Source organism: Methyloglobulus sp. (genome assembly GCF_964779595.1).
Genome location: NZ_CBAROL010000002.1, coordinates 1 through 16,900, shown reverse-complemented (window position 1 = coordinate 16,900; position 16,900 = coordinate 1). Strand labels below are relative to the sequence as shown.

16 protein-coding genes are annotated in these 16,900 nt (G+C 46.0%); 14 read left to right on the top strand and 2 right to left on the bottom strand.

Features of this window, described 5'->3' with window-relative positions:
• Positions 1–27 precede the first annotated feature (27 nt).
• The 12 genes from grpE (at position 28) to greA (ending at position 13,556) form a co-directional block, all read left to right on the top strand.
• A complete protein-coding gene (grpE, locus tag AC1YY3_RS01190) occupies positions 28–678 on the top strand; it encodes a nucleotide exchange factor GrpE (RefSeq protein ID WP_481823103.1) in 651 nt (216 codons plus the stop codon).
• Positions 679–749: 71 nt separating this feature from the next.
• Positions 750–2,672 (top strand): molecular chaperone DnaK, encoded by a 1,923-nt coding sequence (gene dnaK / locus AC1YY3_RS01185; RefSeq protein ID WP_481823104.1) that lies wholly within the window; start codon positions 750–752, stop codon positions 2,670–2,672.
• Positions 2,673–2,925: 253 nt separating this feature from the next.
• Positions 2,926–4,062 carry a molecular chaperone DnaJ gene (dnaJ, locus tag AC1YY3_RS01180; RefSeq protein ID WP_481823105.1) on the top strand — a complete coding sequence of 379 codons (1,137 nt, stop codon included), beginning with the start codon at positions 2,926–2,928 and terminating at the stop codon, positions 4,060–4,062.
• A gap of 3 nt (positions 4,063–4,065) precedes the next feature.
• Positions 4,066–4,869 (top strand): 4-hydroxy-tetrahydrodipicolinate reductase, encoded by an 804-nt coding sequence (gene dapB, locus AC1YY3_RS01175; protein ID WP_481823106.1) that lies wholly within the window; start codon positions 4,066–4,068, stop codon positions 4,867–4,869.
• Between the two features lie 247 nt (positions 4,870–5,116).
• Positions 5,117–6,025 carry a class I SAM-dependent methyltransferase gene (locus AC1YY3_RS01170; protein ID WP_481823107.1) on the top strand — a complete coding sequence of 303 codons (909 nt, stop codon included), beginning with the start codon at positions 5,117–5,119 and terminating at the stop codon, positions 6,023–6,025.
• A gap of 195 nt (positions 6,026–6,220) precedes the next feature.
• Positions 6,221–6,442, top strand: a complete 222-nt coding sequence (locus AC1YY3_RS01165) for a hypothetical protein (protein WP_481823108.1) — start codon at positions 6,221–6,223, stop codon at positions 6,440–6,442.
• Positions 6,443–6,709: 267 nt separating this feature from the next.
• Positions 6,710–7,357 (top strand): HupE/UreJ family protein, encoded by a 648-nt coding sequence (locus AC1YY3_RS01160; RefSeq protein ID WP_481823109.1) that lies wholly within the window; start codon positions 6,710–6,712, stop codon positions 7,355–7,357.
• Between the two features lie 4 nt (positions 7,358–7,361).
• Positions 7,362–7,973, top strand: a complete 612-nt coding sequence (locus AC1YY3_RS01155) for a hypothetical protein (RefSeq protein WP_481823110.1) — start codon at positions 7,362–7,364, stop codon at positions 7,971–7,973.
• A 138-nt stretch (positions 7,974–8,111) separates the two neighbouring features.
• Complete coding sequence (gene carA, locus AC1YY3_RS01150) at positions 8,112–9,233, top strand: glutamine-hydrolyzing carbamoyl-phosphate synthase small subunit (RefSeq protein WP_481823111.1); 1,122 nt, start codon at positions 8,112–8,114, stop codon at positions 9,231–9,233.
• Between the two features lie 26 nt (positions 9,234–9,259).
• Entirely contained in the window at positions 9,260–9,619 is a 360-nt protein-coding gene (locus tag AC1YY3_RS01145) for a VOC family protein (RefSeq protein ID WP_481823112.1), read from the top strand.
• A gap of 94 nt (positions 9,620–9,713) precedes the next feature.
• Complete coding sequence (gene carB, locus AC1YY3_RS01140) at positions 9,714–12,932, top strand: carbamoyl-phosphate synthase large subunit (RefSeq protein ID WP_481823113.1); 3,219 nt, start codon at positions 9,714–9,716, stop codon at positions 12,930–12,932.
• Between the two features lie 147 nt (positions 12,933–13,079).
• Positions 13,080–13,556: a transcription elongation factor GreA gene (greA, locus tag AC1YY3_RS01135; RefSeq protein WP_481823114.1), complete on the top strand. Its 477-nt coding sequence runs from the start codon at positions 13,080–13,082 to the stop codon at positions 13,554–13,556.
• Between the two features lie 36 nt (positions 13,557–13,592).
• Here greA and yhbY read toward each other — a convergent pair whose 3' ends face one another.
• Positions 13,593–13,859, bottom strand: a complete 267-nt coding sequence (yhbY, locus tag AC1YY3_RS01130; protein WP_481823115.1) for a ribosome assembly RNA-binding protein YhbY — start codon at positions 13,857–13,859, stop codon at positions 13,593–13,595.
• 44 nt (positions 13,860–13,903) lie between these two features.
• Between yhbY and rlmE the strand changes: the two genes are divergently transcribed.
• Positions 13,904–14,521 (top strand): 23S rRNA (uridine(2552)-2'-O)-methyltransferase RlmE, encoded by a 618-nt coding sequence (gene rlmE, locus AC1YY3_RS01125; protein WP_481823116.1) that lies wholly within the window; start codon positions 13,904–13,906, stop codon positions 14,519–14,521.
• 143 nt (positions 14,522–14,664) lie between these two features.
• On the top strand, positions 14,665–16,590 hold the full coding sequence (gene ftsH, locus AC1YY3_RS01120) for an ATP-dependent zinc metalloprotease FtsH (protein ID WP_481823117.1): 1,926 nt from the start codon (positions 14,665–14,667) through the stop codon (positions 16,588–16,590).
• A 120-nt stretch (positions 16,591–16,710) separates the two neighbouring features.
• On the opposite strand, the gene AC1YY3_RS01115 is transcribed toward ftsH, so the two are convergent.
• Positions 16,711–16,900, bottom strand: a 190-nt coding sequence (locus tag AC1YY3_RS01115; protein WP_482194244.1) for a transposase, incomplete at its 5' end; no start/stop codon positions are given.

Here is a 16,900-nt window from a genome sequence, read left to right as displayed (position 1 = left end):
ATTATTTTTCATTAAGGCATCAAAAAAATGAGTACCGACCAGGAACAAACTGAAACACAGCTTGATTCAAAAGAAAACGACGAAATCCTAGAAGAAGTCTTATCCGATGAAGGTTTAGCAGAAGAGGAACTCTCGCTGAATGAACCGCCATCGCAAGCAACGCTCATAGCAGAATTGCAGCAAGAACTGGCAGCAGCCGAGCAAAAAGCCCAGGAAAACTGGGATAAGGCAATCCGAACCCAGGCGGAAATGGAAAATCTGAGAAAACGCACCCAAAAAGACCTGGAAGATGCACACAAATACGCGCTGAACAGTTTTGCCAAAGAACTATTGTCGGTATTGGATAGCCTTGAACTGGGCTTACAAGCAGCAACAGGCGAAAGCGAGGAAGTCAAAAAATTTCGTGAAGGCAGTGAATTGACCATTAAGCAATTTGAAACCGTATTTGCAAAATTCAACGTCATGACGGTAAATCCAGTCGGTGAACCTTTCAATGCCGAGCAGCAGCAGGCAGTGTTAATGCAGGAAGTGGAAGATGCAACACCGAATACAGTGGTTAATGTATTCCAAAAAGGTTACACCCTAAATGGACGGTTATTGCGTCCTGCTATGGTTGTCGTGGCGAAAACGCCAGAGAAACCTGCAAAAAAATCGCCGGAAGATAATAAACAGGCTTGAATAAGCTAAAAAAGCCCTCATATCGGTTTTAACATTCACTTTACTTAACAAATTCAAGTCTGGAGCATTCAATGGCAAAAATTATTGGCATAGATTTAGGTACCACAAATTCCTGTGTTGCCGTGTTAGAAAATGGCGTGGCGAAAGTCATTGAAAACAGCGAAGGCGCACGTACTACCCCTTCAATCATTGCATTTACCAATGATGATGAAGTGTTGGTTGGGCAATCAGCTAAACGGCAATCCGTCACTAACCCAAAAAATACCTTATTTGCAATCAAACGATTGATCGGTCGCCGTTTCAAAGATGATGTTGTACAAAAAGACATCAAAATGGTGCCTTATAACATCGTAGAAGCTGGCAACGGAGATGCTTGGGTCGAAGTTAACGGCAAAAAAATGGCAGCACCGGAAATTTCAGCCAGAATTCTGATGAAATTAAAGAAAGATGCCGAAGCCTATTTGGGTGAAGAAGTTACCGAGGCCGTTATTACCGTACCGGCTTACTTTAACGACTCCCAGCGTCAAGCGACCAAAGATGCGGGGCGTATTGCCGGTTTAGAAGTCAAACGGATTATCAATGAACCGACTGCTTCTGCTTTGGCATTCGGCATGGACAAGCCCAAAGGCGATACCAAAATTGCAGTTTATGACTTAGGTGGCGGTACGTTCGACGTTTCCATCATCGAAATCGCCGAGATTGATGGTGAACATCAGTTTGAAGTGTTATCAACCAATGGTGATACTTTCTTGGGCGGGGAAGATTTTGATTCACGCGTTATCGAATACCTTGCCAGCGAATTCAAAAAAGATACTGGCGTTGACTTGCACAACGACCCATTGGCTTTGCAACGCTTGAAAGAAGCAGCGGAAAAAGCCAAGATTGAGCTGTCTTCCAGCCAGCAAACCGATGTTAATTTGCCTTATATAACCGCCGATGCGTCAGGTCCTAAGCATCTTAATGTCAAACTGACCCGTGCCAAACTGGAATCGTTGGTTGAGGAGTTAATCCTTCGCACCAAAGGCCCTTGTGAGATGGCAATTAAGGATTCCGGCTTATCCATTTCGGATATTCATGACGTGATTTTGGTCGGCGGTCAAACCCGTATGCCGAAAGTGCAGGAGATGGTGAAAAACATCTTCGGCAAAGAGCCGCGTAAGGATGTCAATCCCGACGAAGCAGTTGCCTTAGGCGCAGCCATTCAGGCAGGTGTATTGGCTGGTGATGTGAAAGATGTGTTGTTGCTGGACGTTATTCCCTTATCGCTAGGTATTGAGACGATGGGCGGCGTGATGACCAAACTCATCGAGAAAAACACCACGATTCCAACCAATGCGTCGCAAGTGTTTTCTACCGCAGAAAACAATCAAACGGCGGTGACCATCCACGTCATGCAAGGTGAGCGCGAAATCGCATCGGCCAATAAGTCACTGGGTCGTTTTGATCTGGCGGACATACCACCTGCACCTAGAGGTATACCGCAAGTCGAAGTCTCCTTTGATATTGACGCGAACGGTATCTTGAACGTGTCCGCAAAAGACAAGGCGACGGGCAAGAAACAATCTATCATAATCAAGGCATCCAGCGGTTTATCGGATGATGAGGTTCAACGCATGATTAAGGATGCGGAGTTACACGCCGATGAAGACCGCAAGTTAAAAGATCTGATTTCTGCGCGTAATCAAGCAGATGGCATGATACATGCGACTGAAAAATCCTTGAAAGACTTGGGCGACCAAGTTGCGGCGGATGAAAAATCGTCTATTGAATCAGCGATTGAAGCCTTAAAAGAAGCCGTCAAAGGTGATGACAAGGATGCTATTGAAGCGAAGACTAATAGCTTGGCTGAGGTTTCGGGCAAACTGGCTGAGCGGGTTTATGCCCAAAATTCATCTGGTGAAGGAGATGATTCTAGCAGTTCATCTTCAAAAAAAGCGGATGATGGCGTAGTTGATGCCGAGTTTGAAGAAGTCAAAGAAGACGATAAAAAATAAGTGGTAGTGGATGAAATTTGTAATTTGATATGCGGAGTTGCAAACCTGGGTTTGCACTCCAAAACACACGCAACTCACAGGCATGAAGCCGACAAGTTCATCAAAAAATACAGGTTTTAACCCACGACCAAATTAAGTGTACGCAATATCCTGTGCGTACTTTAATAAAGCGATAAGGTGGTACTTATGACGATAAGCGCCACCTTTATTTATTCACACCACAAAACCGCCCACGTTGGCGGTTATTTACGTTATGGCAAAAGAAGATTATTACAAACTACTGGGTGTTGAGCGCAACGCCAGCGATGCGGAGATCAAAAAAAGCTACCGTAGCATGGCGATGAAGTTTCATCCCGATAGGAATAAAGACAACCCCGAGACAGCCGAGGCCAAGTTCAAGCAAATAAAAGAAGCTTACGAAGTGCTGTCGGATGCCCAAAAACGCTCAGCTTACGACCAATTCGGTCATGCGGGTGTCGATGGCTCTATGGGCGGTGGCGGACGAGGGGGCTTTACCAGCGAAAGTTTCAGCGACATGTTTGGCGATGTCTTCGGTGATGTTTTTGGTGGTGGTGGCGGCAGGCAACGTGGCGCACAAAGGGGTTCAGATCTTCGCTATAACCTGGAATTGACGCTTGAAGAAGCCGTCGCCGGAACGGAATCAAAACTTCGCGTACCCGTCCTGGTGGCGTGTAAGGAGTGCGATAGCACGGGCGCTAAAAAAGGCTCCAGCCCAGTCATCTGTTCCACCTGTCATGGGCATGGTCAGGTGCGGATGCAGCAAGGTTTTTTTTCCGTGCAACAAACCTGCCCAACCTGTCGCGGTACCGGTAAGCAGATCAAAGATCCCTGCGGCGTATGTCGTGGCGACGGGCGTGTACAAGAAACCAAAACGTTATCGGCTAAAATCCCCGCAGGTGTCGATACCGGAGACCGTATCCGCTTGGCAGGTGAAGGCGAAGCAGGGGAACGCGGCGCTCCCGCAGGTGACTTGTATGTGCAGATTCATGTCAAAGATCATGCGATTTTCACCCGTGATGGCGCTAATCTTTACTGCGAAGTACCCATCAGCTTTGCCACCGCTAGTTTAGGGGATGAAATTTCAGTCCCGACCCTTAATGGCAGGGTGATGCTAAAAATTCCCGCAGAAACGCAAACGGGTAAATTGTTCAGATTACGTGGCAAAGGCGTTAAGCCTGTCAGGGGCGGAGCAGTTGGTGATTTGATTTGCAAAGTCAACATCGAAACCCCCGTGCATTTGACAAAAGAGCAAAAAGCCTTGATTGAACAACTCAACGCCTCTTTGACAGGCGGCGGCAAACAACACAGCCCACAGGAGCATTCCTGGACGGACGGCGTAAAAAGTTTTTTCGATAAACTGACAGGATAAATGATGATGCGAGTTGCCATAGTCGGTGCGTCTGGGCGCATGGGCTTGACCTTAATACAAGCCGTTACCCAAGCACCAGCCCTCACGTTAACTGTTGCGATTGACCGCCCAGACAGCCCTGTGATGGGCAAAGATGCGGGAGACATAGCAGGGGTGGGTACTGCTGGCGTTAAAGTTACGGATAGCCTTGCAGCGGTCAGCGACCAATTTGATGTGTTGATCGACTTCACCAGACCGGATGTTTCCATAGACTACCTGGAACACTGCCGACAAGCCGGAAAAAAAATGGTGATCGGCACGACTGGGTTTAGCGATACCCAAAAAGCGAAAATAGCCGAAGCGGCGAAAACAACAGCAATTATGATGGCACCGAATATGAGCGTTGGCGTAAACCTGACCCTCAAACTCTTGGAAATGGCCGCTAAGATCATGGGTGATTACACCGACATCGAAATCATCGAAGCTCACCACCGGCACAAAGTCGATGCGCCTTCCGGCACAGCGTTAAGGATGGGCGAAGTTATCGCCAAGACTTTAAACCGAGATTTAAAAGACTGCGCCGTCTACGGCAGAGAAGGTATAACGGGCGAACGTGACCGCAAAACTATCGGCTTTTCCACCATCCGTGCGGGCGATATTGTCGGCGAACACACTGCCATGTTTGCCGATGAAGGCGAACGCGTGGAAATCACCCACAAGGCCTCAAGCCGTATGACGTTCGCAAATGGTGCGGTAAGGGCGGCGGTTTGGTTGGGAGATAAATCGAATGGTTTGTATGACATGCAGGACGTGTTGGGGTTGTCGTAAGATTTCCCTCTTTCCGACAGCCGAGAAGGTACATTTCATACACCACTAAACGCTCAGTTTTGGAAATATCTCTGCAAATACCAATGATTTGGGTGCGTAATACGCATCCCACTGGGCTGTGTCGATGTTGTTAAGACTCGAATTATTTGTTTCACTTCGTAAACACAGCTACGGTACGGCTTTGTGTAGGTAAATTGGCTGGTATAATGTCGGGCTTTGCCATTCATTGCAACCCATTTACTGAAACATGTACACTCTAATATCCAATCAAGACAATCGAGTGCTTCCGGTTGATGCTGAAATATCCAGTGCAGCATTACGTAAAGACACCGCGCATTATTATGACCAATGTTACTGGGATTATCTGCTCACATGGTGCAATAGGGATAATTTGGCGTTCCATTATGGTTATTGGGACAAAGACACGCCGTATCAACATCATGAAGCACTGCTAAACAAAAACCAAGTGCTGTATGAGGCTGCGGACATTAAAGCAGATGATAGGGTGCTAGATGCGGGGTGTGGTGTGGGTGGAAGTAGCATCTGGATGGCAAAAAATTACGGTAATCGGGCTACAGGTCTTACTGTGAGCAAACAACAGGCTATCTACGGTGGGCAACACGCCAAACGTCAAGGTGTCGGCGAATTGGTGGATTTTGAAGTTGCGGATTTTTGCCAAATGCCGTTTGAAGACGAATCTTATGATGTGGTTTGGGCATTGGAAAGCTCCTGCTACGCGGTTAACAAGGGCGATTTCTTGAGAGAAGCCTACCGAGTTTTACGTAAAGGCGGACGTATCGTGGTGTGTGATGGCTTTTTTACCCGACGAGAATTCAATAAAGCAGAATGGAAAGAAATAGTGACATGCCTGAACGGTTGGGCAGTCCCCAATTTGTGTATTAAGGATGAATTCAGCGGCATGTTGGAACAAAATGGCTTTCATGACGTTTCGATGCGTGATCTCACACCGCAAACCATGGATTCTATCAATTACATGCTCAAGGTAGCAAAACGCTTGCACCCGATCCAAAAACTCAGTGAGTGGTTAGGTCTCCGTACCGAAGGACAAACAGCAAACTACTGGGTGGGTGTAGCACAACACTATTTGTTTACCCAGAATTTGACGGCGTACTGCATTTTTACGGCACAAAAGTAAGAGCCGTATGGTGCAATACGAAAAGCTTATCTACTTGACGGCGATAAAAACCCTTGCAGAAGTGGTCGTATTTAGCTAGATATGCTGTACATCAGAATACGTAAGCTTACTTTTTATGTTTTTGTTTTACCCATTGAGGTTGCACTTTAATGGGCTGGCTATAGATTTTAAGTAGGTCAGAATGTTGACGCATGATTGAATTTCGTTGCAGGTACTCTATCTGACTTTGCTGATCCTGCAATTGATCTATCTGGCGTTGTTGATCTTGTAACAGCAGTTGCCTCCGATATTGATCTTGTGATTGAAGTTGTTGCTGGGTTAGTACGTGCTGAATCTGAACCTGCTGCCAAAAGTTGTCTTGAAACCCGCCAGGAGGATAATTTACCCGAGGCGCGGCAAAAGCGGAAAAACTTATAAAAACCAACAGTAGTTTTAACATAATCAATCCAGATAGTTTTTGCTAAAGAATGTCACTTTTGGAAATGCTACAGTAATAGGATTTATGCTAAAAATAGCATTCAAACGGCATCATTTAGTGCCGTATCGGGTCAGAAAGTTTCATTTGATGTTACGGAAATTCTGAACTTGTCGAAGAACATACAGAGATTTCTTAAGTTACCGTTACCTGTACCTATGCGAGTTAAAAAACAAACAGTATTAAATATTTCGTGCTTATTGCTACTAGTGGCAATAGCAACCAAGCTCTATGCTCACGGCGTTGATGCCAACACCCAGCATTTTTTGACTGCCAATCAAGGTGTTGCGATTGGTGCATTCCTTTACATCGGTGCGAAGCACATGCTGACTGGGTACGATCACTTGCTGTTTCTGGTCGGCGTGATTTTCTTTTTATTTCGGGTACGCGATGTGCTTATTTATGTCAGCCTGTTTACCCTGGGACACAGTTTGACCTTATTGTTTGGCGTTTTACAAGGAGTTCATGTCAATTCTTATCTTATCGATGCCATTATTGGCTTGTCTATTGTCTACAAAGCGTTTGATAACCTGGGCGGTTTCCGGCAGCTTTTGGGTTTCCAGCCGAACAATAAGGTTGCGGTTGCCATTTTCGGATTATTTCATGGCTTCGGGTTGGCGACTAAGTTACAGGATTTTGCCTTACCTAAAGCCAACTTATGGAAAAACCTGCTGGCTTTTAATGTCGGTGTGGAAGTCGGGCAGTTTGTTGCCTTATTTTTCATTTTGATTGCGCTAGCGTTTTGGCGCAGATCGTCCAGCTTTTACAGTTTTGCTACCATCACCAATACCTTGCTGATGACGGGCGGATTGATTTTATTCGGTTACCAGCTAACCGGTTATTTCGTGTACAGTTAACGCCATGAATTCAGAAAATATCCCCGTACAATCAACAAAATCGCTGATTAACGCCAGCTTGGTGGCGGTGTTATTAGCGTTGCTTATCCTGTTTACTGCTGTACTTCACGCCGAATATGGCATCGATCCAACTGGATTAGGCAAGAAGTTTGGGCTTAACGTACTGGCAGAACAAACTACACAAGTAGCCAAAAACTGCCCAGAAGCAGCACAAGCACAGGTCGGAGATAGGGCGAAAGAAATCAACACCAATCAAGCATCAGCTACCGTCACCCAACTAGCTGATGTAGCAACAGAGCGCAATGATACCGTGACGATTGTCATTCCACCCAAAAAAGGGCTTGAGTATAAGTTCTACATGGAGAGGGACTACGCGCTGGATTATTCATGGAAAACCGATGGCAAGCCGGTTTATTTCGATTTTCATGGTGAACCCAACGGTGCAAAAAACGGCTATTTTAAAAGCTACGCTACTGCCACAGACAGCAAAGCCAGTGGCTCGCTAATGACACCTTTTGAAGGCATACACGGCTGGTTCTGGGAAAACGCCAGCGATAAACCCATTACCATTCAGTTAAATACCAAGGGTGTTTATAAGATTATGGGCGTGATGTAGTGTTATCTTGATAAGCGATTCCACAAATTGTTAATGACCAAAACACCAAAATCCCGTAAAATCTCATCGATTTAAGTTTTTTATAACGGGGTGCAACCGTCAGGTTTCATCCCGTTTTGCACATTTGAGGTGGCGTGTTTGGGTAAGTCCGCAGTATTGGTTTTAGAGGATGGAACGGTATTCAATGGAGTGGCTATCGGCGCGGATGGCTATTCTGTGGGCGAAGTCGTGTTCAATACGGCGATGACGGGTTATCAGGAAATCTTGAGCGATCCCTCGTATGCCCAGCAAATCATTACCTTAACCTATCCACATATCGGCAATGTTGGCACGACCCGCGAAGATGACGAGTCGGCCAAGGTGTTTGCCAGTGGGCTGGTTATCCGTGATTTGCCCTTACTGGCGAGCAACTGGCGTAGCGAGAAGACCTTGCAACAGTATTTGCTGGATCATCAGGTAGTTGCCATTGCTGATTGTGACACCCGTAAACTGACCCGTTTGCTGCGCGATAAGGGCGCACAACGCGGTTGCATTGCGGCAGGTGAAACAGTAGATGTTGAAAAAGCCAAACTTATGATTGACGGTTTTCCTGGCTTGAAAGGTATGGATTTGGCGAAAGTAGTCACTACCGATAAACCTTACGAATGGACTGAGAACATCTGGGATTTGCACTTAGGCCATACTCAAGGTGAAAATTTATCCAAGCATGTGGTCGCTTATGATTTTGGCATTAAACGTAATATTCTCAGGTTGTTGGTCAACCGGGGTTGCCGAGTGACGGTTGTACCTGCGACGACATCAGCAGATGCGGTATTGGCAATGAATCCTGATGGGGTTTTTCTGTCCAACGGCCCTGGCGATCCTGAGCCTTGCACTTATGCAATAGAGGCTATCAAAACCATATTAACGACGAAGATTCCAGTTTTCGGCATTTGCTTAGGTCATCAATTATTGGCTTTGGCAAGCGGTGCAAAAACCGAGAAGATGAAGTTCGGTCATCATGGTGCGAATCATCCGGTGCAAGAAAAAGCCACCGGACGCGTGCTTATCAGCAGCCAAAACCACGGCTTTGCGGTCAATGCAGCCAGTCTTCCAGCTAATGTCGAGGCGACTTATCATTCCTTATTTGATGGCAGTTTGCAGGGTATTCGCCGCACCGATTGTCCGGCATTCAGCTTTCAAGGTCATCCTGAGGCGAGTCCGGGACCGCATGATGTCGAAGGATTGTTCGATGAATTCATTGAACTTATGAATGCTTAGATGTGCAAAAAAACTGAAAGTAAAATATGAACAAGCATAAAAAACTCAACTATGTAGAATTTCCGTCAAGGAATCTGCATACAACTAAGGCTTTCTTCGAAACGGCGTTCGGTTGGTCATTTGAGGATTATGGTCCAGATTATATTGCCTTTTCTGGTCAAGGGCTGGACGGTGGTTTCTTCAAGGCCGACTTGTATTCGTCAACCGAAAAGGGCGCAGGCTTGTTAGTATTTTATAGCAGTAATCTTGAAGCAACTCTTGAGAAAGTGACAAAGTCTGGCGGTAGAGTGGTAAAGCCAATTTTTTCGTTTCCGGGTGGTCGGCGCTTCCATTTTATTGAACCCAGTGACAATGAATTTGCGGTTTGGTCTGATGTCATCGTATAACTTAGTGATTAAGTAATACCTATGGAAAGAACGATGTTAACGATTATTCTTAAATATGGCCTTGCGCCTTTTGCCTTGCGCCTTTTATTTTAAAATGCCAAAAAGAAGCGACATAAAATCGATATTGTTATTGGGCGCAGGTCCTATTGTAATTGGGCAGGCGTGCGAGTTTGATTACTCCGGTACACAAGCGTGCAAAGCGTTACGGGAGGAAGGTTATCGCGTCATTCTAGTGAATTCCAACCCCGCCACGATTATGACCGATCCTGAAATGGCGGATGCGATCTACATAGAGCCTATCGACTGGCAAACAGTAGAAAAAATTATCGAAAAAGAACGCCCTGATGCCATTTTGCCCACGATGGGCGGACAAACTGCATTGAATTGCGCCTTAGCACTGGACGAACACGGCGTATTGGAAAAATATGGCGTGGAAATGATCGGCGCGACTAAAGAGGCGATCAACAAAGCCGAAGACCGTGAGCTATTCAACCAAGCCATGCGGAAAATTGGCTACGAAGTCGCCAAGTCCAAAACTGCCCATTCCATTGAAGAAGCACTTGCGGCGCAACAGGAAGTTGGCTATCCGACCGTTATCCGCCCCTCGTTTACGATGGGCGGCAGTGGTGGTGGTATTGCCTATAACAAGGAAGAGTTTCTCGAAATCTGCGAGCGCGGCTTGTATCTGTCGCCGACTAACGAGTTGTTGATCGAAGAATCCGTGCTCGGCTGGAAAGAGTTCGAGATGGAAGTGGTGCGTGATTCAAAGGACAACTGCATCATTGTTTGCTCGATTGAGAATTTCGACCCGATGGGGGTACATACCGGAGATTCCATTACCGTCGCGCCCGCGCAAACCTTGACGGATAAGGAATACCAGATTCTCCGTAATGTCTCTGTTGCAGTATTGCGGGAGATTGGCGTGGATACCGGCGGTTCCAACGTACAGGTGGCTATCAATCCAGTCGATGGGCGCATGATAGTCATCGAGATGAACCCCAGGGTGTCGCGTTCGTCTGCTTTGGCATCTAAAGCGACAGGGTTTCCTATCGCTAAAGTGGCTGCAAAACTGGCAGTCGGTTATACCTTAGATGAATTGAAAAATGAGATTACTGGCGGCGCAACACCAGCCTCATTTGAACCGACGATTGATTACGTGGTGACAAAAATACCGCGTTTTACCTTTGAAAAATTTCCCCAAGCGGATGACCGCTTGACGACGCAAATGAAGTCCGTTGGTGAAGTGATGGCAATAGGCCGTACTTTTCAGGAATCCTTGCAAAAAGCATTGCGCGGCTTAGAGATTGGCATTAGTGGCCTGGATGAGATTATCGATTTGCAAGCCGATGATGCCCGCGATCTTATTCAGCGCGAATTGCGCCATCCTGGACCCGATAGATTGCGCTATGTGGCGGATGGTTTCCGCATTGGTATGTCCTTAGAAGATGTCCATAATTCCAGTAAAATTGACCCTTGGTTTTTGGCGCAAGTACAGGATTTAGTCGTTACCGAACAATCACTAGCGACCAAGACTTTATCTACCTTGAAAGAAGGTGAGCTTTATAAGCTAAAACGCAAAGGTTTTTCTGATATACGCCTGGCAAAGCTGCTGGATACGTCTGAATCTGAAATACGTAACGTACGTCATAAGCAAAATATCCGTCCGGTTTATAAGCGAATTGATTCCTGCGCGGCAGAGTTTTCCTCTGATACGGCGTATTTGTATTCAACCTATGAAGAAGAATGCGAAGCCAGGGTTACTGATAAGGAAAAAATCATTATTCTAGGTGGCGGCCCTAACCGGATCGGTCAAGGTATAGAGTTCGATTATTGCTGCGTCCATGCTGCTTTGGCATTGCGTGAAGATGGTTATGAAACCATTATGATCAACTGCAATCCTGAAACAGTCTCTACCGATTTTGATACCTCCGACCGTTTGTATTTTGAATCATTGACACTGGAAGATGTGCTGGAAATCGTACATCTGGAAAAGCCAAAAGGTGTGATTGTGCAATACGGTGGGCAAACGCCATTGAAACTGGCTCGTGCTTTGGAAGCGGCAGGTGTGCCAATCATAGGTACTTCGCCAGATTCAATCGATTTGGCTGAGGATCGTGAACGATTCCAGAAATTGCTAGAACGGCTAGGTTTAAAACAACCCCCTAATGCCACTGCACGTTCTGTTGACCAAGCGATTAATGCTGCAAAAGAACTCGGTTATCCGTTGGTTGTGCGCCCATCTTATGTTTTAGGTGGTCGGGCAATGGAAATCGTGGTCAATGAAGAGGGTTTGCAGCGTTACATGAAAGAAGCGGTGAGCGTGTCGAACGATTCCCCAGTGTTGTTGGATCGCTTTCTTGATGATGCGGTAGAAATGGATGTCGATGCAATTTATGATGGCGAACGGGTGCTGATAGGCGGCTTGATGGAGCACATCGAGCAAGCTGGGGTGCATTCGGGTGATTCTGCCTGTTCCTTGCCACCTTATGAGCTGGCGCAGGATCTGCAAGACCAATTGCGTGAGCAAGTCGGCAGGATGGCAGAAGCATTAGGCGTACGAGGGTTGATGAATGTCCAGTTTGCCATTCAAGGCCAAGATATCTACGTGCTTGAGGTAAATCCACGGGCATCACGTACGGCGCCATTTGTTTCTAAAGCGACTGGCTATCCATTAGCGAAAATCGCCGCACGGGTCATGGTTGGAAAAACATTGGCTCAGCAAGGCATTACTAAAGAGAGAATTCCACCTTATTATTCCGTCAAAGAAGCTGTTTTCCCATTTGTTAAATTTCCTGGGGTTGATCCCTTATTAGGGCCGGAGATGAAATCGACTGGTGAGGTCATGGGCATAGGCAAAACCTTTGGTGAGGCGTTTGCAAAATCGCAACGGGCGACAGGTATTAACTTGAATGCTAGCGGTAAGGTATTGATAAGTATAAGGGATAAGGATAAAACCAAAGCACCGGAGATTGCTAAAATGCTGGTCAGCAAAAATTACCAGATAGTTGCTACAGGCGGCACAGCGCGGTTCCTGCAGCAAGAAGGCATTCCTTGTGAAGTTGTGTATAAGGTCAACGAAGGCCGCCCCAATACTGTCGATATGATTAAAAACGATCAAATCCAATTAATCATCAACACCACCGAAGGCAAAAAAGCCATTTCGGATTCGTTCACCATGCGTCGTGAAGCATTACAACATCGCGTGACTTATTACACCACAATGGCTGGGGCAAAGGCCGCTTGCTACGCGTTGGGTGAGTTGGATGCTGGGGATGTGAACTGTTTGCAGGATTTGCATAACAGCTTGACTTAATGAATCTCTGAACAAGTTGATTCCGCTCATGGTTCGACAAGTTCACCACGAACGGAATCAAAACCTTACCGTTCGTCCTGAGCTTGTCGAAGGACTTAATTAGAGTTTCCTTAATAAAGAAATTCCACAATTGGAGCAGTATTTGTAATGAATAAAGTACCCTTGACAGTAAAAGGCGCGGAAAAACTACGGGCAGAATTAGAAGAATTAAAGTCCGTCGTCCGTCCTCGCATTATTGCGTCTATCGCAACAGCCCGCGCACATGGCGACTTAAAAGAAAATGCCGAATACCATGCCGCGAAGGAGCAACAAAGTTTTGCCGAAGGGCGTATTAACGAAATTGAAGGCAAGCTGTCTAACGCGCAGATTATTGACGTTACCAAGGTTGATGCCAATGGCACGGTCGTGTTCGGGGCAACGGTCGAAATTGAAGATGTTGATTCTGAGAAACGGGTTACTTATCAAATTGTTGGCGAAGATGAGGCCAGTATAAAAGAAGGCCGTATTTCAATTGGCTCACCGATTGCCAGGGCGTTAATCGGGAAACAAGTTGAGGATGTCGTTACCGTTAAAGCACCAGGTGGCAATGTGGATTATGAGATCATTTCGATAGAGTATGTTTGATTCAGGCTCACGGCGAAAGGCGCAAGGCAAAAAAAGCTACTTCTTTGGATTTAATCGGTAGATTACGGCAATTTGGCCGATACTTTGAATCAAAGTCGCACCTGTGGTGGTGCACATTTTTTCGTTAATCTTATTTCTCTCATCCCGTTCGGCGCGGACTTTTACTTTAATCAGTTCATGCGTATTGAGGGCGATTTCAGTTTCTGCCAACACAGCATCGGTCAATCCAGCCTGACCAACAATAATCACGGGTTTTAAGCTGTGGGCTTGTGCCTTTAGTTTTTTCTTGCTTGCCGCATCCATGATGTTAACCTTAAATAAACCGCAGATTCTACACTAAAAGATAAATGAGCCGAAGTAAAAGCAGCAACCGCTGGATGCAGGAACATTTCGATGACGAATATGTCAAATTGGCTCAGGTGCAGGGCTACCGGTCACGGGCAGTTTTTAAGCTCAAGGAAATCCAGGAAAAAGACAAATTCATTAAACCTGGCATGAATGTCATCGATTTAGGCGCGGCTCCTGGCGGATGGTCGCAGTTTGCTCGTCCTCTGTTAGGTAAAAAGAGCAAACTTATCGCCTTGGACATATTACAGATGGAGTCTATTGAAGGCGTGGTTTTTATTCAGGGTGATTTTCGTGAAGCTGCTGTTTTGGATGAATTAACTACCGTACTTGCTGCTGCACCTGTTGATATTGTGCTATCCGATATGGCTCCCAATATGAGCGGCAGCAAGGGAATCGACCAGCCCAATGCCATGTATCTTGCTGAATTAGCACTGGATACGGCAAAAGCCGTGTTGGTAAAAGGCGGCGATTTTTTGGTTAAAGTGTTTCAAGGTGAGGGTTTTGAAGCTTTTCATCGAGATATGCAACAACACTTCGAAAAAGTCGTCATCAGAAAACCTAAAGCGTCACGACCAAGAAGCAACGAAGTTTATCTTTTGGGAAAAGGCTTTAAATAAACCTTCATCGTCCCCATAACATCGAAAAACCTTATGGGGAATGTAAAAGTGAGTAATGCAGGACAGTCAGGATGCTCGCGCCCTGATATAATTAAAGCTGTTTTTAACCGAACCGTTCAGGTCTGGGGTGTATAGTGAATGACATGATGAAAAATATTATCCTTTGGGTTGTTATAGCCGTTGTTTTGATGTCCGTTTTTAACAATTTCGGCGTTCAAGGCGATAAGGGCGATTTAACCGGACTCACCTACTCCCAATTTATAACAGCGGTAAAAGCTGGACAAGTACAGGAAGTGACGATAGATGAACATATCGTCAAAGGAAAATTGCTGGCTGGGCAAACATTTAGGACTTATGCGCCAACAGATGCCCATTTGGTCGATGATTTGCTAGCTAACGGTGTCGATATTAAAGCCGTTCCGCCCGAACAACCGTCTTTGTTGATGCAGTTGCTAGTATCCTTCGGCCCCATGTTGCTTCTGATAGCCGTCTGGGTGTTCTTTATGCGGCAAATGCAGGGTGGTGGTGCTGGCGGACGCGGGGCGATGAGCTTTGGCAAAAGTAAAGCCAGAATGCTGGAAGAAGACCAAATTAAAGTCACTTTTGCCGATGTTGCCGGTTGTGATGAAGCCAAAGAAGAAGTCGTCGAAATGGTCGATTTCCTTAGAGATCCCTCTAAATATCAAAAGTTGGGTGGAAAAATTCCTCGCGGCGCATTGATGATTGGTCCTCCAGGCACCGGTAAAACCTTGCTTGCCAGGGCGATTGCAGGCGAAGCAAAAGTCCCATTCTTTACCATTTCAGGTTCCGATTTTGTGGAAATGTTTGTCGGTGTCGGTGCTTCCCGCGTCAGAGATATGTTCGAGCAAGCCAAAAAACATGCGCCGTGCATCATCTTTATCGATGAAATCGATGCCGTAGGTCGTCAACGTGGCGCTGGTTTAGGCGGCGGCAATGACGAACGCGAGCAAACCTTGAACCAATTATTGGTTGAGATGGATGGTTTTGAAGGCAATGAAGGTATTATTGTGATTGCCGCAACCAATAGACCGGATGTGCTGGATAAGGCCTTATTGCGTCCTGGTCGTTTTGATCGTCAGGTAACGGTTGGTTTGCCCGATGTCAAAGGCAGAGAGCAGATTCTCAATGTACACATGAAAAAAGTGCCGGCTGCACCAGATGTTGAGGTTAAGTATATTGCCCAAGGTACACCTGGATTTTCTGGTGCTGATCTGGCAAATTTGATTAACGAAGCCGCTTTGTTTGCTGCACGCTTTAACAAGCGCGTGGTCAGTATGTCTGATCTTGAAAAAGCCAAAGATAAACTCATCATGGGAACGGAAAGACATTCTATGGTGATGGACGAAAAAGAAAAAAAGATGACTGCCTACCATGAGGCAGGTCATGCCATAGTCGGTAAGCTCGTACCTGAGCATGATCCTGTATATAAGGTCAGCATAATGCCCAGAGGACGTGCCTTGGGTGTGACTATGTTTTTGCCTGAGCGCGATCAATACAGTGCCAGCAAACAAAAGCTGGATAGCATGATTTCAAGCCTTTACGGTGGTCGTATCGCCGAAGAATTGATTTTCGGCTGGGAGCAAGTCAGTACTGGCGCATCCAATGATATAGAGCGTGCGACTGAATTAGCCAGGAATATGGTGACCAAATGGGGCTTGTCACAACGTTTAGGTCCGTTAGCGTATAGTGAAGAGGAAGGCGAAGTGTTTCTGGGTCGTTCGGTAACACAACATAAAACGGTTGCAGAAGAAACCTCCCATACCATTGATGAAGAAATCCGTTGCATTATTGACAAAAACTATGAGCGGTCGGTAAAAATTCTTAAAGAAAACACCGATATTCTTCATACAATGGCAGCCGCTTTGATGAAATATGAGACTATCGACAAGTTTCAAATCGAAGACTTGATGCAGCGGAAACCAGTAAAAGACCCAGAGGGCTGGGAAGATTTGCCGCCTCGTGGTGGAGTTGGAGTTGAAGCTGCCACTGAAAAAAAAGACGACGTTAAGCCCGAAAAACCCATCGGTGGGGCTGCCGAACAAAGCTAAACAGTAAACATTTCGAGATAATTAAGAAGGAGAGACTAAGGTACTCTCCTTTTTTATGAGTAATCCCAGTAATTTGATAAATAAGCTGGCGAATTCAACTCTGAAGTGCAATTCTAGTATTCATGCGGCTTGTCGTTTGTCGACGCCAAAAAATACCGCATGGGGTGTTTTGTAGTTTAGCGTTTTTCGTGGTCTGTGATTAAGTTTTTGCATGACAGCCTCTACTTGACTCTCAGTTATATGTTGAAAACTACTGCCTTTGGTAAAGTATTGTCTGATCAAACCATTGGTGTTTTCGTTCAGCCCTCGC

Excerpts from the sequence above, each read along its gene's own strand:
- grpE (WP_481823103.1), top strand. The coding sequence starts at position 28 with ATGAGTACCGACCAGGAACAAACTGAAACACAGCTTGATTCAAAAGAA.
- dnaK (WP_481823104.1), top strand. The coding sequence starts at position 750 with ATGGCAAAAATTATTGGCATAGATTTAGGTACCACAAATTCCTGTGTT.
- dnaJ (WP_481823105.1), top strand. The coding sequence starts at position 2,926 with ATGGCAAAAGAAGATTATTACAAACTACTGGGTGTTGAGCGCAACGCC.
- dapB (WP_481823106.1), top strand. The coding sequence starts at position 4,066 with ATGATGCGAGTTGCCATAGTCGGTGCGTCTGGGCGCATGGGCTTGACC.
- AC1YY3_RS01170 (WP_481823107.1), top strand. The coding sequence starts at position 5,117 with ATGTACACTCTAATATCCAATCAAGACAATCGAGTGCTTCCGGTTGAT.
- AC1YY3_RS01155 (WP_481823110.1), top strand. The coding sequence starts at position 7,362 with ATGAATTCAGAAAATATCCCCGTACAATCAACAAAATCGCTGATTAAC.
- AC1YY3_RS01145 (WP_481823112.1), top strand. The coding sequence starts at position 9,260 with ATGAACAAGCATAAAAAACTCAACTATGTAGAATTTCCGTCAAGGAAT.
- carB (WP_481823113.1), top strand. The coding sequence starts at position 9,714 with ATGCCAAAAAGAAGCGACATAAAATCGATATTGTTATTGGGCGCAGGT.
- greA (WP_481823114.1), top strand. The coding sequence starts at position 13,080 with ATGAATAAAGTACCCTTGACAGTAAAAGGCGCGGAAAAACTACGGGCA.
- yhbY (WP_481823115.1), bottom strand. The coding sequence starts at position 13,859 with ATGGATGCGGCAAGCAAGAAAAAACTAAAGGCACAAGCCCACAGCTTA.
- rlmE (WP_481823116.1), top strand. The coding sequence starts at position 13,904 with ATGAGCCGAAGTAAAAGCAGCAACCGCTGGATGCAGGAACATTTCGAT.
- ftsH (WP_481823117.1), top strand. The coding sequence starts at position 14,665 with ATGATGAAAAATATTATCCTTTGGGTTGTTATAGCCGTTGTTTTGATG.